The sequence below is a fragment of the Robertmurraya massiliosenegalensis JC6 genome, assembly GCF_000311725.1.
Lineage (GTDB): Bacteria > Bacillota > Bacilli > Bacillales > Cytobacillaceae > Robertmurraya > Robertmurraya massiliosenegalensis.
In genome coordinates, this window is the sequence record NZ_HE978512.1 from 101,171 (window position 1) to 122,826 (window position 21,656).

Sequence of the window (21,656 nt, forward strand, 5' to 3'; positions counted from 1 at the left end):
TTGTATCATCTTGTAACTACACTCTCATTCTATCGAAAGGATTATCCTTTTAGGAGTGTAGAGATATACAGACTTCTATCTACCACTTTGTGAAGCAATAACAGTGTCACCCTTAGATAGGTGAATAAACTTTGAATGTTTACATTCTTTCTAACTTAATTTCTAGTATTAACAGTTAACCATTCTCAACAAAAGCACAAAAAAACCTTGCTTATGTTTCAGCAAGGTATTACATATTTAAAAAGGATAGTATTCTCGTCGCTATCGTAAGATTCATATATTCTTCTGGTTCTTGTAAATGAGTACCTGTAATTTCTTCAATCTTTTTGATTCGGTTTCTTAATGTGTTTGGATGAATAAACAATGCATCTGATGCTTCCGTTATTTTCCCCTCATATTGAATATACACTTGTAGCGTTTTTATATACTCAGTTCCATTACTCTCATCAGCACATATTAATTCGGATAAATACTCCTGACTGAAATCAAAGAGAAGTTCATGATGTAGATGAATGAGTAAATGAAGAATCCCTAAATCTCGAATATGAAAAATAAATTTGTCTTCAAACCACCTTTGACCAAATTTTAATGCTAATTTAGCTTCTTGATAGCTTTTATTTAAATAAATCGTATCCTCATACCATTTTCCAATTCCAATCGTAAATTGAAATTGCCTCCACTTCATTGTGAGATCTTTATGTAAGATCTCTGCTTTTTCCACAATAGCCGTTTTCCTTTCATTTAGGGGGAGCCTTTCTTGATCTTCGACTAATATAATAATTTGTTCTTGAAATTGAAATGGAATAATTTGATTTTTACTAATTTGCAAGTCGTCCACAATTTGATCAAGACAATCTATTTCCGATAGAGAAGAGTCCGAAAAAGCAGTATTAATGACGAGCAAATAATGAGGCCTTTCTAAATTCCACCCCCAAGCTTTTCCTTGTCTGATCATTTCTTTCTTCGATTCAAATTTATGATATAAAAGATCATAAATAAAATGTTCCTTCATTTTTTCTTGCAACTCTATGTATCTGCTTTCCTTTTGAATATAGAGAGCGGTCAAAGCTGCTAATCGATCGAGCATCTGTCTTTGCCACATAGCTAATTCACCTGAAGCAAGGAGCGTTTGTCTGGAAGATTCGTTTAAATGAATATAATGGGGGGTAAAAATCCCCTCTTCATTTTCGCTAAAACGGCGAGTATTGAGCCAGCGATTTGCCTCTTGTTGTACTTCCTTTGTTGCAGTTTGCCAGATAATCTGATTCATTTCATTCAAATATAGAAGCGGGGTATTTAATCCTTTCGAGAGCTCTGTCGCCAATTGAACAAATCCTTTTTCTTCATATCCTATCAATTCTAAACTTAATTGACTGTAGGAGGGTTGATACTCCGTCATCTTAGATAAATTGCTCTCAAATACTTGTATAAGAGGTACTTGACATTCCTCAAAAAGTTGGATCGTGTCTTCATCTATAACTATTTTTTCAAGACAACATAATACAATCCCAACTAAATGGGGATCTTGAAGTAGCTGTTCCGTTATATTTCTATCATTTATTTTATTCCAATCTTTCACATCTGTTAGCACTAAAAGCGTCGGGACTTGTAATGAATGCTTTGGAATAGCTTCTAATCTCCGTTCATAGCTAATTTCCTTTCTAGGGATTGAGGTAAAAAAAGATAGCTGATGAATAGGCGTCGTGAGCAATATATGTTGAATAGAATCTTTCATTATTAACACCCTTCTCGTAAAAAAACGATTCCATTTTGTTTTTCTTTAATAAAAATTGAGGGTTTTGTGTAACTTGCAAGTGGAAAACCCGATTGAATCAGCAAGGTGGTATTTATAGTATCTGGATTCATTTTGATTATATTTAGTGCCCCAGTTACACAAGCCTCCACACAAATTGGCTTCAAACCTTCATCAATGCGCTCTACACAGAAGTTGCACTTATCTGCTCTATTCGTTTTCGGATTTAATTTAGGTGCTTGAAACGGGCATGTCGTAATACAACGATTACAAGATTTACAATGGATAGAATTATGAACAACAATTCCATCGTGTCGTTTATAGAAATTATTTTCTGGACAAACATAGATGCACAGGGGATTACTACAATGACCGCATGATAACGATACACTAATAGAATTAGCGGAATTTTTCATATCAATCGTTACTACATTTCTACGATGAATTTCGGTGAGCCCATAGTATTCATTACAGGCCATTTCACATGATTTGCAATTGATACATCTATTCACATCAATGTAAAACATAAATTGTTCTGCCATCACAAGACACTTCCTTATTGTGTCAATTTTTCTACAATGATAGGGATCTATATATGGGCCTTTACTTAATAGTTTATATTACAATTAAAGGAAAGAAAGAAAATGGACTGACAATCCTATAAACTTTATTGCTGATAGGGGGAAGTATAGATGCGTATGGCAACACACCATTTTAAAAATGTTTGTCCTCGAAATTGCTATAGCTCTTGCACGATGATTTCAGAAGTCGAAAATAATCAGCTTATTCATATTTCTGGAGACACTAGTCATCCATATACAAAGGGGAAGCTCTGTGCAAAAGGGTATACCTATGGAGAAAAAAATCATCATCCTAGTCGACTAAAGTTCCCTTATTATCAAGAAGTCAAAGGTTCAGGAAAATTTAAACAAATCACATGGGAAAAAGCTTTTGAACTAATTTTATGTGAAATAATGAGCATACATGAACGCTATGAAAACTTCCTTCCTATTGGCCTTTATAAGTATACTGGTAACTTAGGTGTACAACATTTTGTGGCAGAACAGTTTTTTTCCAGTATCGGTGAGACAACGAAAATTGTAGGTTCTCCTTGTGCATCTGCAGGTTTTGAAGCAATTCAATATGACATGGGTAGCGCCAAAATGTCTGATCCATCACAGCTTAAAGAGGCTAAGATGATCATCCTTTGGGGCTCGAATCCTGCTGTCACGAATATACACCTCATTCCGTTTATCTTGGAAGCTAAAGATAAGGGAGCAAAGATCGTCGTCATTGACCCTCTTTTTACGAAAACAGCAGAACTAGCTGATATGTATATCCAGCTTTGTCCTAGCACTGATGGCGCTCTCTCAAACGTTTTACTCAAACGTTTATACGAATCTGATGCTTTAGATAAGGCATTTCTTGCTCAACATTCTTTTGGATTTGATCATTTTTATGAGTGGATTGATCAAATGGATCTGCAAGAATATTTGCAGATTTGCGGAATTGCTGAAAGCTCCCTTGAATTGTTGTTAACTTGGATAATAGAAGCTGGAACGGTCGCTCATCTAATTGGAATCGGATTACAACGTCATAGTAATGGCGGACAAAATATACGCGCCATCCAGGCATTAGCAGCTGCCCATGGTGATATTGGAACATATGCTGGCGGGATCTTTTTTGGACGTGGAGACACGATGAAGTTTACGAACCAACAAGAAACATCAAATCGGGACATCGATATGAATAAATGGATTACACAAGGTCAACCAACCCTTGAGATGATGTGGATTAGCTGTAGAAACCCTTTAACACAGGATCCAAATCCTCGTTTAATACAAGAACATCTTATGAAGATCCCATTTGTAGTGACCGTTGAGCAATTTATGACACCAACAGCAGCCATGTCCAATCTTGTTTTACCTACTACCACCCATTTTGAGGAACATGATATTGTAACGAATTTTTGGCATGACAAAATAGCCTTTAATGAGAAAGCCCTTCCTCCGTATTATGAAAGTCGGAGTGAGTGGAATATTATGAACGAACTTGCAATTCGTTTAAAGCAATTCGATGAGGAATTATGTTCTTTTCCGATCTATAGTTCAGAAGAGGAATATTTAAATAAGCAATTTAATCAAGAAATTTTTGAGCATCATAAGATTCGGAAGTGTTCGGATTTACGAAAAAAATCTATACCGAATATGAAGGAAACCACTGCTTGGAGGGACAAAACTTTTGAGACAAAAACAGGGAGATACCACTTTTATTCAGTGGAGGCAAAGAAGAATGGATTCTCAGCCATTCCGAAATTCACTTCAGGAAAGTCTCCGACAGTGGAGCACCCTTTCTGGCTTCTTACTCCACACCATCCATATACCATTAACTCACAATCATTTTCGATTGATTTAACCGATGATGGCGAAGCTTTTGTTGGCATTCATCCAAAAGTAGCGAAAATGCTTAATATTTATAATGGAGAAGTCGTTCAAGTGTATAATTCACAGGATACACTCGAAATTAAAGCGGTCTATAGTGCCCAAGTTCCCGAAGATATTCTTTTAATTTATCAGGGCTGGTACCAACGTTCACAAATTATTGTCAACCGCTTAATTCCTGTTTTGGAGACAGATATGGGAGAGAATGTTTCTGGTGCAAAAGGAATTGCTTATTACGATACATTTGTAAATATTAGTAAAATGTGAAGGAATTGCCGAGCATTTCTCGAATTAATTGAGTAGAAAGGAGTGTTGCCCTTGCATATGAAAGAATTATCAATTCCGGATAAAGTCTTGTCTCTTGAATGCCTGCTGCGGAGACTTCCCGAAACCCATCCACGATATCCTGAGGTTCAAGCAGATTATGCACGTTTTTTAAAAGGATATCGTGGGGAAAAAGCAGTTAAGTATTATCTTGATTTTTTATCTGATAAAAAGTACTGCCTCTTTCATTCCCTTCGTCTCCCTAGCGGTAAATATCATTTTCAAGTGGATTACCTTATTATTACGTCCCGCTACGCCTTAATCCTCGAATGCAAAAACTTCTTCGGAACCCTATTTTTCGACGAAACCTTTAATCAAATGATCCGTACAGCCAATGAAAAAGAAGAAGGATTCCAGGATCCTATTTCCCAAGCAAAGTGGCACCAGCAGCAATTAAAGAATTGGCTTCATTCTCATCACATCTCCCTCCCCATTGACTATTTCGTCGTCATCAGTAACCCTTCCACCATTGTGAAAACAACTCCTCAAAACCGACAAGCCTTAAAAAAAGTAATCCATGGGCACAGTTTGCTAAATAAGATTGCAGAAATGGACCAAATGTACAGAACTGAAATACTCGATTCTAGAGGTATGCGAAAAATAAACAAACAATTGATGAGGAGCCATGTGGAGGAGAAATTCGATGCATTAGGGAAATATAGCTTGAAGACAAATCAGATTTTAACTGGGGTACAATGCCCCGAATGTGGTCAGATCCCCATGATTAGACACCGTGGAAAATGGTTTTGTAGTTCCTGTGGTGTGAAAGACAAAAATGCACACGCTTCGGCAGTTCAGGATTACTTTCATTTAGTGAATGAGACCATTACAAACAAACAATTTCGGGATTTCGTGCATTTGGAATCCGAGGATACTGCAAAAAGACTATTAAATGCGATAAACTTACCAACAATAGGTACGAACAAAGGCAGAAAGTACCTAAAACCTAGGGGTTGATTTCTACACAAGGGATATATCGGCGGTTTTTAAGATATATCGGCGAAAATTTGATTATATCGGCGTTTTTTCAATTATATCGGCGAAAATCAAATTATATCGGCGAAAAATCAAATATATCGGCGAAACGCCAAACTTGCACCAAACAAAACCCACCAAAAAAAGGCGGTCCCCCACAAAAGGGGGACCGCCTCACCAAAATTTCTCTTACTTCTTCAAGTTATAAAAGCTCTTCAAACCATCATAGATAGCTAAATCGCCTAATTCGTCTTCGATGCGTAGTAATTGGTTGTACTTCGCAATACGGTCTGTACGAGACATAGAACCAGTCTTGATTTGACCAGCGTTTGTTGCAACAGCGATGTCAGCGATTGTTGCGTCTTCTGTTTCACCAGAACGGTGAGAAACGACAGCTGTGTAGCCAGCGCGCTTCGCCATTTCGATTGCATCAAATGTTTCAGTAAGGGTACCGATTTGGTTAACCTTGATTAGGATGGAGTTACCAACACCTTGTTCAATCCCTTGAGCAAGCTTCTTCGTGTTTGTTACGAATAAGTCATCCCCAACTAATTGAACCTTGCCGCCGATACGCTCAGTTAAAAGCTTGTGACCTTCCCAGTCGTTTTCGTCTAATCCATCTTCGATTGAAAGGATTGGGAATTCATTTACTAGCTCTTCGTAGAAATTAACCATTTCTTCAGAAGTTAAGCCTGTACGACCTTCACCAGCTAAATCATATTTCTTTGTTTCTTTGTTGAAGAATTCAGAAGAAGCAACGTCCATTCCTAAGAAAATGTCTTTTCCAGCTTCATAACCAGCAGCCGTAATTGCTTCAATGATCACTTCAAGTGCTTCACGGTTAGAACCAAGGTTTGGAGCGAATCCACCTTCGTCACCAACAGCTGTATTTAAACCTTTTCCAGATAATACTTTTTTCAATGCATGGAATACTTCAGCACCCATACGGATTGCTTCTTTGAATGTTGGAGCACCAACAGGTAAAATCATGAACTCTTGGAAATCAACGTTGTTATCAGCATGAGAACCACCGTTGATGATGTTCATCATTGGAGTTGGTAATTGCTTCGCATTGAATCCACCAAGGTAACGGTATAATGGAAGACCTACAAAATCTGCTGCTGCATGGGCACATGCCATAGAAACACCAAGAATTGCGTTTGCTCCTAATTTTCCTTTGTTTTCAGTACCATCTAATTCGATCATTAAACGGTCGATTCCAACTTGGTCCGTTACATCTAAACCAATGATTTCTTCAGCGATGATGTTGTTTACATTATCAACTGCTTTTTGAACTCCCTTACCAAGGTAACGAGACTTGTCTCCATCACGAAGTTCTACTGCTTCGTATTCACCAGTTGAAGCACCAGATGGTACTAAGGCACGACCAAAAGCTCCTGATTCAGTTAAAACTTCTACTTCTACAGTTGGATTACCGCGGCTATCTAGCACTTCACGTGCGTATACATGTTGGATATAAGGCATGTTCATCTCTCCTAAAATTTATTTTTTAATTAAGCTCGTACCAGTCATTTCGGCTGGTTTTTGCAACTTCAATAAATCAAGCATCGTTGGAGCTAAATCTCCAAGAATACCATCGTTACGTAGCTCTAACCCTTCCTTCGTGACAATGACAGGAACTGGGTTTGTCGTATGGGCCGTCATCGGATTGCCTTCCATTGTGATGACTTCATCGGCATTTCCGTGGTCAGCAGTAATAATCGCTGCCCCACCCTTTTGTAAAATTAAATCAATAATGCGACCTAGACACTCATCCACTGTTTCAATCGCTTTAATTGTTGGCTCAAGCATTCCAGAATGTCCAACCATATCAGGGTTCGCAAAGTTTAAAATAATCGCATCAACGCTGTCTGCTTCAATTTCACCAATTAAAGCATCTGTTACTTCATATGCGCTCATTTCTGGCTTCAAATCATATGTAGCAACCTTCGGTGAATTGATTAAGATCCGCTTTTCACCAGGAAACTCTGCTTCACGTCCTCCACTCATAAAGAACGTCACATGTGGATACTTTTCAGTTTCCGCAATGCGGAGCTGCTGCAAACCATTTTGAGATAACACTTCTCCAAGTGTATTATCTAGGTTTGTTGGCTTGAATGCTACATATCCGTCTACTGACTCACTAAAGTGAGTCATACAAACGAAATACAAATGATCAGGATGCTTTGGCCCACGATCAAAGGAACGGAAGTCCTTATTTGTGAACGTGTTAGAAATCTGAATCGCACGGTCAGGACGGAAGTTATAGAAAATAACCGCATCGTTCTCTTGAATCGTGGCAACAGGTTCGCCATTTTCCTTCGTGATAACTGAAGGAAGGACGAACTCATCATAGATTCCATTTTTATAAGAATCCTCGATTAATTCTAAAGGATCAGAGTATGTTGGACCCTCACCGTACACCATTGCACGATAAGATTTTTCTACACGTTCCCAACGCTTATCACGGTCCATGGAATAGTAACGTCCAGAAATCGTCGCAAACTCTCCAACACCATACTCCTTCATTTTCTCCAATGTTTCTTTCACATATGTAGGCGCCGTTTGTGGACCAACATCACGACCATCTAAGAAGCCATGTACATAGACTTTCTCCACACCTTTTTCAGCAGCCATCTTTAATAAAGCGTACATATGCTGAATATGACTATGAACCCCACCATCGGATAAAAGGCCGAAAAGGTGAAGATTTGTTCCGTTCTTTTTCGCATGATCCATTGCTCCATTGATCGTTTCGTTTTCACCAAACTCCCCATCACGGATGGCAACATTCACACGTGTTAAGCTTTGGTAGACAATTCGGCCCGCACCAATGTTTAAGTGCCCCACCTCTGAATTCCCCATTTGGCCATCAGGAAGGCCGACTGCCTCACCTGACGCTATCAAATGAGAATGAGGGAATTGTTTCCAAAGGCGATCAAAATTTGGCTTATTTGCTTGGGCAACAGCATTTCCCTTAACCTCATCACGGCAAGCAAATCCATCCAAAATGATTAATGCAACAGGTGCCTTACTCATACTGTCCTGCCTCCAATAATTGAAGGAATGAGCTTGCTTCTAAGCTTGCTCCACCCACGAGGGCACCGTCAATATCAGGCTGCGCCATATATTCTTTAATATTTGCTGGTTTGACACTTCCGCCATATTGAATGCGTACAGCATCCGCAGTCGTCTGTGAAAATTGCTCCGCTACCACGCTACGGATATGTGCACATACTTCATTGGCATCCTCAGCAGTGGAAGATTTACCCGTTCCAATAGCCCAGATTGGCTCATAAGCAATAACCGTTTGCTTCACTTGTTCAGCAGTAAGTCCAACAAATGCCTGTTTCACTTGATTTCCAACAAGCTCATTTGTTTGCCCAGCTTCACGCTCTTCTAACGTTTCACCGCAACAAACGATTGGTGTTAACTGATGTTTGAATGCTGCTAACGTCTTCTTGTTAACGGCATCATCTGTTTCATTGAACATTTCACGTCGTTCAGAGTGACCAAGAATAACATACTTCACACCAAGATCCGCTAAAGCAACAGGGCTAATTTCCCCTGTAAAAGCACCGCTTTCTTCAAAGTGCATGTTTTGAGCACCGATTTCTACGTCATATTCTTTAGAAAGGTCAACAAGACTATCTAAAAATAGCGCAGGTGCACAAATAACAGATTCTACTTTATCTTTTGCTGGAACTAGGCCTTTTACTTCCTCCAAAAAGCTTTTCGCTTCAGAGATCGTTTTATGCATTTTCCAGTTCCCTGCAATAATTGGTTTACGCAAAAGAATTCATCCTTTCTACTTATTGGCTATTTTCATAAATTAGCCGTTTTTTATCGTTGTTTCAGCTCTGTTTTGAACAAGAGCCTTCTTATTTATCATTAAGAGCAACGACACCTGGTAGTTCTTTTCCTTCCATAAATTCTAAGGAAGCACCGCCACCTGTAGAAATATGGCTCATTCGATCAGCAAGATGGAATTTCTCAACCGCAGCCGCAGAATCTCCTCCACCGATAACAGAATATGTATCGTTTGCTTCAGCTAAGCTTTCCGCTACCGCTCTTGTACCACCAGCGAATTTATTGATTTCAAATACGCCCATCGGTCCATTCCAAATGACTAGCTTTGACTTTTCAATAACATTTGCATAAATTTCACGTGTTTTTGGCCCGATATCAAGAGCTTCCCAATCAGCAGGAATTTCTTCGATTGAAACGATCTGCGTATTAGCCTCTTCTGAAAAATCATCCGCTACAATGACGTCAACCGGCATTAAGAACTTAACACCTTTTTCCTCAGCCTTTTTCATGAATTCTTTCGCTAACTCAATTTTATCTTCTTCTAAAAGAGATTTCCCTACTTCATGACCTTGAGCTTTCACAAATGTATAAGCAAGCCCGCCGCCAATAATTAAGTTATCTACTTTTTCCAAAAGATTGTCGATAACACCGATTTTATCCTTCACCTTTGCACCACCAATAATGGCAGTAAAAGGTCTTTCAGGATTGGATAATGCCTTCCCAAGCACCTCTAATTCCTTTTCCATTAAAAGGCCTGACACCGCTGGTAAGTGATGCGCAATTCCTTCTGTGGAAGCATGGGCACGGTGAGCAGCTCCAAAAGCATCGTTCACATATACATCTGCTAATGCAGCAAAATTTTTCGCTAATTCGGGATCATTTTTCTCTTCACCAGGGTAGAAGCGAACATTTTCAAGAAGTAGAACATCACCATCGTTCATTTGAGCAACTTCAGCTTGAACAGCTTCACCGTAAGCTTCATCTGTTTTCTTTACTTCTTTTCCAAGTAATTCAGATAGACGTTTTGCTACTGGTGTTAAACGTAGTTCTTCTACAACTTGACCTTTTGGACGTCCTAAGTGGCTCGCTAAAAGTACTTTAGCTCCTGCATTCACTAAATACTGAATCGTCGGAATTGCCGCTTTAATACGAGTTTCATCAGTAATCTGGCCGTCTTTCATAGGAACGTTAAAATCCACACGGCAAAAGACGCGTTTGCCTTTTAAATCAACATCCTTGACACTCTTCTTGTTCATTTAAAGACCTCCTTATAATAAGAGATTACATAAAAAAAGGAGGGGGGAATCTTCCCCGCTCCCCGCTTTCAAATCATTCGACTATTAACACCTTTTAGCAATGCACAAATGGTGGAAAATTTATGCACGCTCTCCCTTTTCCATTATAGACATAGAGTTGTTAATATTCACCTGAATTTTATGAAAAAATGGTTAAATTATAGACCTTTTTGTGCAAGGTAATCTACTAGGTCTACAACACGGTGAGAGTAACCAGACTCGTTATCGTACCAAGAGATTACTTTAACCATGCTACCTTCCATTACCATTGTAGAAAGAGCATCGATTGTTGAAGAATTTGGGTTACCATTGTAGTCACCAGAAACTAATGGCTCTTCGCTGTAACCAAGAATTCCTTTTAATTCACCTTCAGCAGCTTCTTTAAGCTTAGCGTTTACTTCTTCAGCAGTTACATCTTTGTCAAGTTCAGCAACTAAATCTACTAAAGAAACGTTTGGAGTTGGAACACGCATTGCTCCACCATTTAATTTACCTTTTAATTCAGGTAATACTAGAGATACAGCTTTTGCAGCACCAGTCGTTGTTGGAATGATGTTTTCAGCAGCTGCACGAGCACGACGGTAGTCTTTATGTGGTAAATCAAGAATTTGTTGGTCATTTGTGTAAGAGTGAACAGTTGTCATCATACCACGCTTGATTCCAAAGTTATCGTTCAGAACTTTAGCAAATGGAGCTAAACAGTTTGTTGTACAAGATGCGTTAGAGATAACATGATGATTTGCTGCATCGTACTTATCATGGTTAACACCCATAACGATTGTAATATCTTCATCAGATGCTGGAGCAGAGATAACTACTTTCTTTGCACCTGCTTCTAAATGTTTTGCAGCGTCTGCACGCTTTGTGAAACGTCCAGTAGATTCAACAACCACTTCAACTCCTAGGTCGCCCCATCCAAGTTGAGCTGGATCACGTTCAGCAAGAACTTTAATTTTGTGACCGCCTACTACTAAAGCATCTCCATCTACAGACACTTCTTCGTTAAGGATTCCGTGTACAGAATCATATTTTAAAAGGTGTGCAAGCATGTTTGCATCTGTTAAATCGTTAACTGCCACGATCTCAACATTCGGATTTTTTAAAGCTGCACGTAAAACGTTACGACCTATTCTTCCAAATCCATTAATACCAACTTTTACTGCCATTATAATTTCCTCCTCAAATTTATAAATTAGGCCAAAAATTTTAGCCTTTAAGTAAAGTTCACTTAGTGAAATTTACATATTTAACAATTCCTTTGCGGCGCCTTCATCCGTAATTAAAATCGTGTTCGGCCGCACTTGCTTCATATAGGAGCGGATGGCTTTTGCCTTTGAAGCCCCTCCTGCTACTGCCATAACATGTTCAACATTCGCTAAGTCGTCCAATTGCATTCCAATGGTATGGACTTTATGAACGATTTCCCCCGCCTCATTGAAGTAGTAACCAAACGCTTCACTGACTGCTTTTTGTTCAAGAAGCTTCGCCACATCCGCAGGACTTGTTTTACGGCGTTCCGCCATTGTAATAGCATCTCCAATTCCATGCAAAACAATGTTAGCAGATTTAATTAAGGTCAAAACCTCATGAATGAGTGGTTCTTTCACAATCGTTTGATACATCTCGCTACTTACTTGGTCAGGTACGTAAAGAACTCGATGCTTGGCCTGCGTTCTTTCAGCCATTTTTGCACAAATGGTATTGGCTTGGTTTTGAACATCTTCCCCAATTCCACCTCTTGCCGGTACGAAGACGATATCTTTGCTTAATTCTGGAGTTAACATTTCTGCGACAGCAGCCATAGTGGTACCCCCAGTAACAGCAATAATATTTTCTCCTGCAAGCATGTCTTTCATACAATTCGCACTCGCTCGCCCTAATTCACTCTTCACCCATGGCGAATCATCACTATTGCCTGAAACGATGATTACTTTTTCAAGCTTGAGGCTTTTCTGAACCTGAAGTTCTAATGAGTTCAAACCTTTCAGTTCTCTCATCGTACTTGTAAGTCCCTCTAATACTTTTTGCCCCTCAGCCGTTAAGCTCATCCCCACGCTTGTGATGCGAATCAGGTTTTGCTCTTTTAGTAGCGTAACTTCAGCTCTGAGAATTCTTTCCGTTATCCCTAAACTAACGGATAAACTCCTTCTCCCAACTGGTTCCATCAAACTTATGTATTGCAGAATGTCAAATCGCCTTTGCATAACAGGAAGTAAATCAGGTAATAATCTTTTTTGAATATCCATCAATGAGTATTTCATGATTTGCTCCTTTTATTCGAGTGGTCTTTTTTTGTCCCCTATGGACATAATATGTCCCGCATCAGCCAAAAAAAATCACCCTTGCCACAAGTTCATTCTAGCAGAGGCGATCTGAGATTTCAACTTAAATAGCTCGATTTATTTTTTCTTAACAAATCTTCAACAAAAAGTTCATCAATATGACCAAATTGCACTTCTTCTCCATTAATTTCTACAACCGGAATCATTAATCCATACTTTTCCGTTAATTCATCACTACGGTCAATATCTGCTTCTACATAGCGAAATCCGTACTTTCCCTTTAAATTCAAAAGAATCGCCTTCGCCTTTTCGCAAAGATGACAGCCATTTCTTGTGTATAGTTTTACAATCGTTTCCATAACTTATTCCTTTCATTATTCATAACGTTTTCTCTTTGAAGAGGAAGGAATACCAAGTTGGTCCCGGTATTTCGCAATCGTTCTTCTCGAGACGACGATGCCGTGCTTTGTGTTAAGCATTTTCACTATCACTTGATCCGATAATGGTTTTTGTTTATTCTCTTCTTCAATTAGTTTAGAAATAATGTCCTTCACCTGCTGCGAAGATGCGCTTTCATCAGAAACCGTTTGAATCGTACTGGAAAAGAAATATTTTAATTCAAATAACCCAAATGGCGTTTGTGCATATTTTTCTCTCACAGCGCGGCTAACCGTTGATTCGTGAACACCAATCTCTTCAGCAATATCTCGCATCGTCATCGGTTTTAAATAGGTTGGGCCTTTGATAAAAAAGTCATGCTGTTTCTCAACAATTTTGACAGCGACCTTCGTGAGGGTTTCTTTACGCTGTTCAAGGGCACGAACAATCCAGAAATAATCTTGTTGCTTTTCATGTAAAAAGCGACTGACCTGCTTATCTTCATAAGTGGAAAATTGCTTATAGTATTCATCATTAAAACTTATCTTCGGCAGCACTTCATCAAAAATACTAATCGCAAATGCCTCTCCATCCCACTTTACCACTACATCTGGTGTAATGTAGACCGATTTTTCAACTTGAAAAGCGATCGCTGGTCGAGGGTTTAATGTTTGAATAAAATCAAATACTTGTTGAATTTCCGCAAGTTGGACACCAAGGATTTTCCCAAGTTCCTTCCATTTTTTATCAGCAAATAAGGAAAAATGCTCTTGCACAATCGTCTCGGCAAGCCCATTTCTCTTTTCAAGTCTTTGCAACTGAAGGGACAAACATTCCTTTAAGTCTCTTGCACCAATACCGGCAGGATCTAAATCCTGAATCAGGGCTAAACACGCTTCAACCTGATCTTCTCTAACTTTTATGCTTTCGGCGATTTCTTCAACTGTGGCACAAAGATAACCATTTTCATCAATATTGAAAATAATTTCTTGAACAATATGCCTTTGTTCATCGCTTACTTGCTTCATATTTATTTGTGATAAGAGATACGAATCCAATGATTTGTTCTCTGTTCCAATTTGTTCAATCCAGCTTTGTTTGTCCTTCTCCACTTTCACCGTCTTTTTCGTGGAACGATCTTTTCTCGGATCCATCGTCCGGACATGCTCAGCTTCAATTTTTAATAGGGGATTCTCATTCGCCTTCTCCTCCAAAAAAGAAGTCAGCTCTTGCGTGGAGTATTGCAATAAAGCAATCGCTTGAGATAATTCTTGCGTCATCGTCAACTTCAGAGTTTGCTGCTGCCATAAACCAGGCTTCAAATTCATCTCATATCCCCCCTGCTTCTATTTTACCTTATGGGTGGAGATTGGTGAATTGAAATGTTTATATTAAAAGGATCGAACAAAAAAGTCCTCTAAACTTTGAAGACTAGAAGACTTTTAAACAGCAACATACTATTTTAAATTTTCTTCAATGGAAAATAGTCCTCACTTCATTAGTTTCTTTCTCATTTCGATGGATACTTATTGTTCCAACATCTACATATGTAACAGTTAAAATTCCCCATAAAAAAACTGTTTCCTCAAGGAGCAACATACACCTTGTGAAAACAGTCTTTAGATTATTCCTTATTTTTTCTGGTCTAAATTATTACGCGTAATAATATGGTCAACTAGACCGTATTCTTTTGCTTTTTCAGCCGTCATGAAGTTGTCACGGTCAGTATCTTTCGCGATAACATCAAGTGGTTGACCTGTGCGCTCTGATAAGATTCCATTCAGTTTTTCACGAAGGAAAAGAATACGCTTTGCCGCAATTTCAATTTCTGTTGCTTGACCTTGAGCACCACCAAGCGGTTGGTGAATCATGACTTCCGCATTTGGAAGCGCATAACGCTTTCCCTTTTCCCCGGCTGCTAAAAGGAATGCACCCATGGAAGCGGCCATCCCGATACAAATGGTTTGCACATCTGGCTTTAAGTATTGCATAGTATCATAAATAGCCATTCCAGCAGTAATACTTCCACCTGGGCTATTAATATAAAGTGTGATATCTTTTTCAGGATTTTCTGCCTCTAAGAAAAGTAATTGAGCTACAATGGAGTTAGCGACATTATCATCAATCGCACTTCCAAGCATAATAATGCGATCTTTTAAAAGACGAGAATAAATGTCATATGCACGTTCACCGCGATTTGTCTGTTCAATAACTGTAGGGATCAAATTCATTTTTATGTTCCTCCTTTGATTGGTTATCGATTCTTCCATAAGAATCAGTAAAGCTTAAGTATACTGTTATGTATGTTATGATACACTGATAGTCAAAAAAGGTCAAACAATACGATTGGATATTGTTGAAGATTTATTCGACTTTTTTCACCATGTCATTCTATGTATAATCCCATTTCTCATCATAACCAAACTTAAGTGATTTAAACACATGGAATTGTAGCAGAGGAGAGATTTTGACCCTTGAAAAACCACAAAACATGACATATAATAGGGAAGCGTCTAAAAATGATGGATTTTAGATTTGCCCTCGTGGTGCAACGGATAGCACGTAAGATTCCGGTTCTTAAAATGGGGGTTCGATTCCCTCCGAGGGCGTTAAAATGTCAATGAGTTCCTATGTTTGTATACAAGCATAGGAACTTTTTATTTTTGAAAGCTCTTTTTGGTTCTCTAGAAAAACATTTTTCTAATCGCTCTTCCCCTCATGATTCTCACCCTTCACAAACACTCCTCCACGAACTCCAAACTCCACCTTAATATAAGCGGAGAATTTCCGGTTATATGCTCTATAGAGCTCTTTTTGGGGTGTATAAGGGAAGAATTTCCGCTTATGCCGTGCGAAGTTGCCATTTTTCACATTTTTGGAGTTAATAGGCGGAATTTCTCCTGTTAAATAGGCTCTTTTTCATGAAAGTTGCTCATTAGGCGGAATTTTTCCTTTTATGTATCAGCATCAGTTCTGAGTGCCTGTATGAATAACCAAAAAAAAGAAGCCGCCAGTACCTCACAAACCATAGCAGCTTCCCCCTTTTCGAAATCAATTTTTAATCCTCTTGGACGTACTTTGCCAGTGCTTCTAATGCTTCTTGCTCGTCGCTGCCTTCTGCGATGAGCTTAATATCTGCGCCTGAATTAATGGCGAGACTCATGAGGCCCATGATGCTTTTGGCATTGACTTGTTTACCATCTTTTTCGATAAATACGTCTGATGAAAATCGTGTGGCCTCTTGGACAAACAAGGCAGCTGGACGTGCTTGCAAACCCGTTTTAAGTTTGACTTCAACCTTTTTCTCTACCATATCCTTCTTCCTCCCTGAAAAGTCTCTCTCTTTGTTTCTCTATATAAAAAATGAATTTCAACTGTTATTGAACAGGTTCCCCTGCTCGAAGCTTTTCAGCAATTTCATCAATTTTTCTGAGACGATGGTTAATTCCTGATTTGCTGATTTGACCACCTGATACCATTTCTCCAAGCTCTTTTAACGTTACATCCTGATACGCTACTCGTAATTCAGCAATTTCTCTTAATTTATCAGGTAAAATTTCCAAACCAACTGTAGCCTGAATGTAGCGAATATTTTCGACTTGCCTTAACGCCGCTCCAATCGTCTTATTCAAATTAGCGGTTTCACAGTTTACTAATCGATTGACTGAATTTCTCATATCGCGAACAATACGAATATCCTCAAATTTAAGCAAGGCATTATGGGCACCAATGATATTTAAGTACTCGGTAATTTTCTCTGCTTCCTTCAAATAGGTGATATACCCCTTTTTCCGTTCTAATGTTTTGCTATTCAAATCAAAGGAATTCATTAATTCACAAAGGGCATCATTATGCTCTTTATAAAGAGAGGCTATTTCTAAATGATAGGAAGATGTTTCAGGATTATTTACCGATCCACCAGCTAAAAATGATCCCCGGAGGTAAGAGCGTTTGCAGCATTTCTTTTTCACTAAATCCTTAGAAATATCATGGGCAAACACAAAGCCCTCTTGGAGAATTTTTAAATCCTCCAAGATTTCTTTGGCTTGCTGGGAAAGTCTTACAATGTACACATTGTTCTTTTTCAAGCGCATTTTCTTACGGACTAATAATTCGACTTGAGCGTTATAATTCTTTTTCAGTAATGTATAAATTCTTCTTGCGATGGCAGCGTTTTCCGTTTGCACATCTACGACAAGCTTACGATTGGAGAAGGATAAGGATCCATTCATTCGAATCAGCGCTGATAATTCAGCTTTACCACAACAGTCCTTTATTTCTAAATTTGTTAGCTCTTTCTTTGTTTCTGAAGCGAATGACATCCCTGTACCCCCTAAAAGCACGACAAACTGAATCAGTTGGATTCATTTATTTACGCTTTAAATCTCTTTTTGGTTTCATTTAATAAGATCGAATATAAAATATTGGCCACTTCTTTCGTATCATGGCGAATGACACCATTTTCAAGGGTCATAATCTCGCCTTGAACGACTTCAAGCCCTAACTCATATAATTGATTGAAATCAAAGTGAACAGGCTTTGAATATTCTTCACTATATCGACTTAAAATCGTATCTGGGATATTTTCGCTGTTCACTAATATCGTATCTAAAAATCGACTCTTCATATGGTCATATAACGCTTTGACATGATCACTCGCTGTGAAGTCTAATGTTTCACCAGCTTGTGTCATGAGATTGCATATATATACTTTTTTCGCCTTTGCCCGACAAATCTCCTGTCCCAATTTCGGTACGAGAAGATTAGGAAGAATACTTGTATATAGACTTCCCGGACCAATGATGATCAAATCAGCCTGTCTGATCGCATGGACCGTCTCCGGTAATGGATGGGCAATTTCTGGCGTTAAAAAGACACGCTTAATTTTTTTCCCTGAATACGGGATCTTCGATTCTCCCGAGACAATCGTTCCGTCCTCCATTTCTGCATGGAGGACAACACTTTCACCTGCCGCAGGTAAAACCCTTCCGTTTACATTTAATACTTTGCTCATTTCTTGTATGGCATGAACGAAATTGCCTGTAATCGATGTCATCGCAGCAAGAATTAAGTTCCCTAAAGAATGACCCGAAAGTTCATTTGATGTTTTAAAACGATGCTGAAACATCTCTTCAATTAACGGCTCTACGTCGGATAAGGCAGCTAAAACATTACGAATATCACCTGGTGGAGGAATATCCATATCATCCCTTAAACGTCCAGAGCTTCCTCCGTCATCGGCGACTGTTACCACGGCGGTAATATCAAGGGGATACTTTTTTAATCCTCTTAATAAAACTGGTAAGCCAGTTCCGCCTCCGATGATGACTATTTTAGGCTGTCCGTTTTTGGTCATGTTGTCTTTTCCTTTCTCCTTTCAATATCTCGATGTGACGCCCGCGTATGATAATCGTTTTCAAAATAACGAGCAAGATATTCCGTTAATGCGACAGAACGATGCTGGCCACCTGTACATCCTATAGCAATGACGAGTTGGGCTTTTCCCTCTCGTTTGTAATGAGGGAGCATGAAACTCAATAAACCAGTGACCTTTTCCAAAAATTTATTCGTCTCATTCCACTTCATAACATAGTTATACACTTCTTCATCAAGTCCAGTCTTCGGCCTCATATGATCAATATAATGAGGATTAGGAAGAAAACGTACATCGAAAACTAAGTCAGCATCGATCGGGATTCCGTGTTTGAATCCAAAGGACATCACATTGACAGTGAATGTGGATTTTTTATTGGCAGAGAATTCTTGGATAATACGTTCGCGCAATTCCTTCGGTTTTAGCTTTGAAGTGTTGTAGATGAGTTGAGCTCTCCCTTTTAACTCTTCTAACAGTTCTCTTTCTGACTGAATTCCTTCAAGTGGTAGGCCTGATGGAGCAAGAGGATGGGATCTTCTTGTTTCTTTGTACCGTCTAACAAGACTGGCATCATCCGCATCTAAAAACAAGATTTGCGGAGTAATCCAAGAGGTTTCTCCTAGCTCATCTAGTGCTTTAAATAGATGGTCAAAGAACTCTCGTCCCCTTAAATCCATGACTAAGGCAACCTTGTTCATCTTACTACCTGAATCCTTCATCAACTCAAGAAACTTCGGTAACAATGTTGGAGGTAAATTATCTACGCAGAAAAAGCCCAGGTCTTCAAAGCTTTGAATTGCAACTGTTTTTCCTGCACCTGACATTCCTGTTATGATGACCAATTGTGTATCATTAACTGCTCCGGTACTCATATTTATTCCCCCATTCATTTGTTTCACTAAGAGTGCCGTTTGTAGTTATGGCGAGTCTGTTTCTTAGGCTGTTCTTGTATAGATTATGTTTCCCACCAAAGTTTTACTTCTGACAGAATATAAAGTTGAGTAAATTTCACAACGGTTAAAGAAAAATATTTTTCCCCACCATTATGATTTCTAATAAAATATGCTGAAGAGTTTTAAAAGGATAGTGTAATTTCCCCTTTTAGCTTGGGTCTAAACGGTATTGTAAAAGTTTAAAATCTTCTGTGTAAGTAAAGGTGCCGTAAATAATCCCTTTACCCTGTACCATATAATCTAATATATGATAGTCACCCTCTGCCATTGGTAAATTCTTGATCTCTTCAAGCGGGTGCCATGACAGTTTGCCTTCCTCTGATTCCTCCACATGAATCCCATCAGCATTCTCTGCGAAAAAGGTAAACATCATCCATTCCGATAACACTTGATCTCCATCTTTCATAATGAATGTGAAGATTCCCTTAAGATGTGGGTTTTTCAAATAAATACCTGTTTCTTCTCTAAACTCCCGGATACAAGAATCTCGCACTGATTCACCAGGTTCCATTTTCCCCCCTGGTGCGACCCACCAGCCACGCTTTGGCTTCTGCAGTAATAAAACTTTATCATCCTTCATTAATACACAATTGGTTACCCGTTGCATATACTTCACCTCAGTCATCACACCAAATTTCTTCAACCTCTGTGAGATTTACTCAATGTACAGCCTTTCACATTATTATACTATTTTTAAAAGATCGTCACAATGAATAGGAATTCAAAACAAAAGTGGGAACGTCTGAACTTCATCTAAAAGTTCCTTCTTCGATCATGCTGATTACGTAAGAGCGATTTTGAACAAAAAAAGAGCACAAGTTTCCTTGTGCCGTCCAAGTGTATATATTTTAAAAGGGGGTCAATTTCTACTCTTATCATAACGAATGTTTATTTCACTACTGTTACAATAGAATTAAAAGGGAGTAACGTTTTGTAAATAATGAGCAAATTAGTAAGTTATAACGATTTTTTCGTTTCTTTAAAAGAAAACCTTCGCATTTTCCTATAAAAAATAGCCGCACTTTTGTACGACTATCCATTTTATTATGCTTTTGCTTTTAAAGATTCTTGAAGTTCTTCCACATAATGCTGTGCACTTTGAGCAGCGATACTTCCATCACCTGTAGCTGTGACGATTTGACGAAGCATTTTTTCACGAATATCACCTGCTGCGAAAATACCAGGCACACTTGTTTCCATCTTTTCATTCGTTACAATATAGCCATTTTCATTGGTTATTCCAAGGTTTTCAAATGGCTTTGATAAAGGAATCATGCCAATGTAGACAAAGACACCATCAGTTTTGAACTCTTGCTCAGTTCCATCAACGGTTGAAACAAGGGTTACACTCCCGACTTTTCCATCTTTATCATGAATTTCTTTTACCGTATGATTCCAAATAAAATCGATTTTCTCATGATCAAATGCACGTTGTTGAAGAATCTTCTGTGCTCTTAATTCATCACGACGATGAACGATAGTTACTTTCGAAGCAAAACGAGTTAAATAAACGCCCTCTTCAACAGCTGAATCTCCGCCACCGACAACTAATAATTCTTTCTCTTTAAAGAAAGCCCCATCACAGACCGCACAGTAAGATACTCCACGTCCACCCAATTCTTTTTCTCCAGGGACGCCCATTTTTTTGTATTCAGCACCTGCGGTAATGATGACAGCGCGGGCTTTGTACTCTTTTGAACCCGCCTTAACAGTTTTGTACTCTTCGCCATCAATTATTTCTTTAATATCGCCATATGCATATTCAGCACCAAATTTTTTCGCATGCTCGAACATTTTTGTAGACAAATCTGGTCCTAAAATATGGTCATAGCCAGGGTAGTTTTCCACTTCCTCTGTATTCGCCATTTGACCACCTGGAATTCCTCGTTCAATCATTAACGTGGAAAGATTTGCACGAGATGTATATACAGCAGCTGTCATCCCCGCTGGACCGGCACCTGCAATAATAACATCATAAATTTTTTCTTCAGACATGTTACCCCACTCCTTTGTGTAGCATCCCATTAACATGAATAGTATTCCCTACCTATCCATATCCTATAAAATAATA

19 protein-coding genes and 1 tRNA gene are annotated in these 21,656 nt (G+C 38.7%); 3 read left to right on the forward strand and 17 right to left on the reverse strand.

Going from position 1 to position 21,656, the window contains the following annotated elements; translation table 11 throughout:
- Window positions 1–229: 229 nt before the first annotated feature.
- Both BMSHG_RS06720 and BMSHG_RS06725 read right to left on the reverse strand, forming a co-directional pair.
- Window positions 230–1,735 carry a PucR family transcriptional regulator gene (locus tag BMSHG_RS06720; RefSeq protein ID WP_019153670.1) on the reverse strand — a complete coding sequence of 502 codons (1,506 nt, stop codon included), beginning with the start codon at window positions 1,733–1,735 and terminating at the stop codon, window positions 230–232.
- Window positions 1,736–1,737: 2 nt separating this feature from the next.
- The gene (locus tag BMSHG_RS06725; RefSeq protein WP_019153671.1) at window positions 1,738–2,295 is read right to left on the reverse strand and encodes a 4Fe-4S dicluster domain-containing protein; all 558 of its coding nucleotides are present in this window, start codon (window positions 2,293–2,295) and stop codon (window positions 1,738–1,740) included.
- A gap of 150 nt (window positions 2,296–2,445) precedes the next feature.
- On the opposite strand from BMSHG_RS06725, the gene BMSHG_RS06730 reads away from it, so the two are divergent.
- Window positions 2,446–4,461, forward strand: coding sequence for a molybdopterin-dependent oxidoreductase (locus BMSHG_RS06730; RefSeq protein WP_019153672.1), 2,016 nt, complete (start codon window positions 2,446–2,448; stop codon window positions 4,459–4,461).
- A gap of 57 nt (window positions 4,462–4,518) precedes the next feature.
- A complete protein-coding gene (locus BMSHG_RS06735; RefSeq protein ID WP_235776340.1) occupies window positions 4,519–5,475 on the forward strand; it encodes a nuclease-related domain-containing protein in 957 nt (318 codons plus the stop codon).
- 207 nt (window positions 5,476–5,682) lie between these two features.
- On the opposite strand, the gene eno is transcribed toward BMSHG_RS06735, so the two are convergent.
- The 9 genes from eno to clpP form a co-directional block, all read right to left on the reverse strand.
- Window positions 5,683–6,978, reverse strand: a complete 1,296-nt coding sequence (gene eno, locus BMSHG_RS06740) for a phosphopyruvate hydratase (protein WP_019153674.1) — start codon at window positions 6,976–6,978, stop codon at window positions 5,683–5,685.
- An 18-nt stretch (window positions 6,979–6,996) separates the two neighbouring features.
- Window positions 6,997–8,532, reverse strand: coding sequence for a 2,3-bisphosphoglycerate-independent phosphoglycerate mutase (gene gpmI, locus BMSHG_RS06745; RefSeq protein WP_019153675.1), 1,536 nt, complete (start codon window positions 8,530–8,532; stop codon window positions 6,997–6,999).
- The gene (tpiA, locus tag BMSHG_RS06750; RefSeq protein WP_019153676.1) at window positions 8,525–9,286 is read right to left on the reverse strand and encodes a triose-phosphate isomerase; all 762 of its coding nucleotides are present in this window, start codon (window positions 9,284–9,286) and stop codon (window positions 8,525–8,527) included. The genes gpmI and tpiA overlap by 8 nt, the downstream gene beginning before the upstream one ends.
- An 88-nt stretch (window positions 9,287–9,374) precedes the next feature.
- The gene (locus BMSHG_RS06755) at window positions 9,375–10,559 is read right to left on the reverse strand and encodes a phosphoglycerate kinase (RefSeq protein ID WP_019153677.1); all 1,185 of its coding nucleotides are present in this window, start codon (window positions 10,557–10,559) and stop codon (window positions 9,375–9,377) included.
- A gap of 197 nt (window positions 10,560–10,756) precedes the next feature.
- Window positions 10,757–11,764 carry a type I glyceraldehyde-3-phosphate dehydrogenase gene (gene gap / locus BMSHG_RS06760; protein WP_019153678.1) on the reverse strand — a complete coding sequence of 336 codons (1,008 nt, stop codon included), beginning with the start codon at window positions 11,762–11,764 and terminating at the stop codon, window positions 10,757–10,759.
- 72 nt (window positions 11,765–11,836) lie between these two features.
- The gene (locus tag BMSHG_RS06765; RefSeq protein ID WP_019153679.1) at window positions 11,837–12,859 is read right to left on the reverse strand and encodes a sugar-binding transcriptional regulator; all 1,023 of its coding nucleotides are present in this window, start codon (window positions 12,857–12,859) and stop codon (window positions 11,837–11,839) included.
- Window positions 12,860–12,978: 119 nt separating this feature from the next.
- Window positions 12,979–13,239 (reverse strand): glutaredoxin family protein, encoded by a 261-nt coding sequence (locus tag BMSHG_RS06770; protein ID WP_019153680.1) that lies wholly within the window; start codon window positions 13,237–13,239, stop codon window positions 12,979–12,981.
- Between the two features lie 15 nt (window positions 13,240–13,254).
- Window positions 13,255–14,586 (reverse strand): RNA polymerase factor sigma-54, encoded by a 1,332-nt coding sequence (rpoN, locus tag BMSHG_RS06775; protein ID WP_019153681.1) that lies wholly within the window; start codon window positions 14,584–14,586, stop codon window positions 13,255–13,257.
- Window positions 14,587–14,889: 303 nt separating this feature from the next.
- Window positions 14,890–15,528 carry an ATP-dependent Clp endopeptidase proteolytic subunit ClpP gene (clpP, locus tag BMSHG_RS06785; protein ID WP_262362258.1) on the reverse strand — a complete coding sequence of 213 codons (639 nt, stop codon included), beginning with the start codon at window positions 15,526–15,528 and terminating at the stop codon, window positions 14,890–14,892.
- A gap of 267 nt (window positions 15,529–15,795) precedes the next feature.
- On the opposite strand from clpP, the gene BMSHG_RS06790 reads away from it, so the two are divergent.
- A tRNA-Arg gene (locus tag BMSHG_RS06790) sits at window positions 15,796–15,867 on the forward strand.
- 449 nt (window positions 15,868–16,316) lie between these two features.
- Here BMSHG_RS06790 and BMSHG_RS06800 read toward each other — a convergent pair.
- The 6 genes from BMSHG_RS06800 to trxB form a co-directional block, all read right to left on the reverse strand.
- Window positions 16,317–16,571: an HPr family phosphocarrier protein gene (locus BMSHG_RS06800; RefSeq protein ID WP_019153685.1), complete on the reverse strand. Its 255-nt coding sequence runs from the start codon at window positions 16,569–16,571 to the stop codon at window positions 16,317–16,319.
- A gap of 64 nt (window positions 16,572–16,635) precedes the next feature.
- Window positions 16,636–17,580, reverse strand: coding sequence for a DNA-binding protein WhiA (whiA, locus tag BMSHG_RS06805; RefSeq protein WP_019153686.1), 945 nt, complete (start codon window positions 17,578–17,580; stop codon window positions 16,636–16,638).
- 50 nt (window positions 17,581–17,630) lie between these two features.
- The gene (locus BMSHG_RS06810; RefSeq protein ID WP_019153687.1) at window positions 17,631–18,614 is read right to left on the reverse strand and encodes a gluconeogenesis factor YvcK family protein; all 984 of its coding nucleotides are present in this window, start codon (window positions 18,612–18,614) and stop codon (window positions 17,631–17,633) included.
- The gene (gene rapZ, locus BMSHG_RS06815) at window positions 18,611–19,504 is read right to left on the reverse strand and encodes an RNase adapter RapZ (protein WP_019153688.1); all 894 of its coding nucleotides are present in this window, start codon (window positions 19,502–19,504) and stop codon (window positions 18,611–18,613) included. The genes BMSHG_RS06810 and rapZ overlap by 4 nt, the downstream gene beginning before the upstream one ends.
- A 229-nt stretch (window positions 19,505–19,733) precedes the next feature.
- Window positions 19,734–20,192 (reverse strand): NUDIX hydrolase, encoded by a 459-nt coding sequence (locus BMSHG_RS06820; protein WP_019153689.1) that lies wholly within the window; start codon window positions 20,190–20,192, stop codon window positions 19,734–19,736.
- Between the two features lie 437 nt (window positions 20,193–20,629).
- Window positions 20,630–21,580: a thioredoxin-disulfide reductase gene (trxB, locus tag BMSHG_RS06825; protein WP_019153690.1), complete on the reverse strand. Its 951-nt coding sequence runs from the start codon at window positions 21,578–21,580 to the stop codon at window positions 20,630–20,632.
- Between the last annotated feature and the right edge of the window lie 76 nt (window positions 21,581–21,656).

What these genes read in the sequence shown, in the direction of transcription:
- BMSHG_RS06720 (WP_019153670.1), bottom strand. Translation starts at nt 1,735, where the DNA reads ATGAAAGATTCTATTCAACATATATTGCTCACGACGCCTATTCATCAG.
- BMSHG_RS06725 (WP_019153671.1), bottom strand. Translation starts at nt 2,295, where the DNA reads ATGGCAGAACAATTTATGTTTTACATTGATGTGAATAGATGTATCAAT.
- BMSHG_RS06730 (WP_019153672.1), top strand. Translation starts at nt 2,446, where the DNA reads ATGCGTATGGCAACACACCATTTTAAAAATGTTTGTCCTCGAAATTGC.
- BMSHG_RS06735 (WP_235776340.1), top strand. Translation starts at nt 4,519, where the DNA reads ATGAAAGAATTATCAATTCCGGATAAAGTCTTGTCTCTTGAATGCCTG.
- eno (WP_019153674.1), bottom strand. Translation starts at nt 6,978, where the DNA reads ATGCCTTATATCCAACATGTATACGCACGTGAAGTGCTAGATAGCCGC.
- gpmI (WP_019153675.1), bottom strand. Translation starts at nt 8,532, where the DNA reads ATGAGTAAGGCACCTGTTGCATTAATCATTTTGGATGGATTTGCTTGC.
- BMSHG_RS06755 (WP_019153677.1), bottom strand. Translation starts at nt 10,559, where the DNA reads ATGAACAAGAAGAGTGTCAAGGATGTTGATTTAAAAGGCAAACGCGTC.
- gap (WP_019153678.1), bottom strand. Translation starts at nt 11,764, where the DNA reads ATGGCAGTAAAAGTTGGTATTAATGGATTTGGAAGAATAGGTCGTAAC.
- BMSHG_RS06765 (WP_019153679.1), bottom strand. Translation starts at nt 12,859, where the DNA reads ATGAAATACTCATTGATGGATATTCAAAAAAGATTATTACCTGATTTA.
- BMSHG_RS06770 (WP_019153680.1), bottom strand. Translation starts at nt 13,239, where the DNA reads ATGGAAACGATTGTAAAACTATACACAAGAAATGGCTGTCATCTTTGC.
- rpoN (WP_019153681.1), bottom strand. Translation starts at nt 14,586, where the DNA reads ATGAATTTGAAGCCTGGTTTATGGCAGCAGCAAACTCTGAAGTTGACG.
- clpP (WP_262362258.1), bottom strand. Translation starts at nt 15,528, where the DNA reads ATGGAAGAATCGATAACCAATCAAAGGAGGAACATAAAAATGAATTTG.
- BMSHG_RS06800 (WP_019153685.1), bottom strand. Translation starts at nt 16,571, where the DNA reads ATGGTAGAGAAAAAGGTTGAAGTCAAACTTAAAACGGGTTTGCAAGCA.
- whiA (WP_019153686.1), bottom strand. Translation starts at nt 17,580, where the DNA reads ATGTCATTCGCTTCAGAAACAAAGAAAGAGCTAACAAATTTAGAAATA.
- BMSHG_RS06810 (WP_019153687.1), bottom strand. Translation starts at nt 18,614, where the DNA reads ATGACCAAAAACGGACAGCCTAAAATAGTCATCATCGGAGGCGGAACT.
- rapZ (WP_019153688.1), bottom strand. Translation starts at nt 19,504, where the DNA reads ATGAGTACCGGAGCAGTTAATGATACACAATTGGTCATCATAACAGGA.
- BMSHG_RS06820 (WP_019153689.1), bottom strand. Translation starts at nt 20,192, where the DNA reads ATGCAACGGGTAACCAATTGTGTATTAATGAAGGATGATAAAGTTTTA.
- trxB (WP_019153690.1), bottom strand. Translation starts at nt 21,580, where the DNA reads ATGTCTGAAGAAAAAATTTATGATGTTATTATTGCAGGTGCCGGTCCA.